This is a genomic window from Cellulomonas biazotea (genome assembly GCF_004306155.1).
Lineage (GTDB): Bacteria > Actinomycetota > Actinomycetes > Actinomycetales > Cellulomonadaceae > Cellulomonas > Cellulomonas biazotea.
Map to the genome: position 1 here is coordinate 1 of NZ_BIMR01000489.1, position 521 is coordinate 521.

The 521-nt window shown below is 82.5% G+C and carries 1 pseudogene; it reads right to left on the reverse strand.

Going from position 1 to position 521, the window contains the following annotated elements:
- Positions 1-195, reverse strand: a pseudogene (locus tag CBZ_RS20385) (hypothetical protein); the annotation flags it as partial.
- Positions 196-521: the final 326 nt, after the last annotated feature.

The window sequence follows — 521 nt, forward strand, 5'->3', positions numbered from 1 at the left end:
CTCGTCGACCGCGGCGCGCAGGTCGCCGACGGCGCCCGACGCGGCGGACGCCGCGTCCTTCGCGGACTGCGCGGCCTGGTCGATCTCCGCGTCGGTGCAGCCGGCGAGGCCGACGGCCAGTCCGGCGACGAGCACGGGGGCCGCGGCGCGCGCGAGCAGGCGGCGGCGGGCGGCGGGGCGGGGCAGGCGGTTCACGTGGTCCTCCAGGGGCGACGGCGGCCGGGGCGGGCCGGGGTGGGGCTCCGGATCGGTGCCACAGTCTGCCCGGGCCGGACGTCGACGGCACCCCGTGCGGCAGGTTCGGGGCGTGCACCCGGCGCGTCGCCCGCGAGGTCCGGCGTGTCGCGCGCGGTTCGTCCTGTTCGCGCCGTGCGCCCCGGACCCCGGGACGGCGCGGTCGACGGACGACCCCGTGCGTCCCCGGAGAACGACGACGCCCCGTCCGGCTGCAGCGGGGGCTGGCCGGCGGGGCGTCGGGGCGAGCAGGGCGTGGGGGGGGCCCCCCCCGGGGGGGGGGGGCG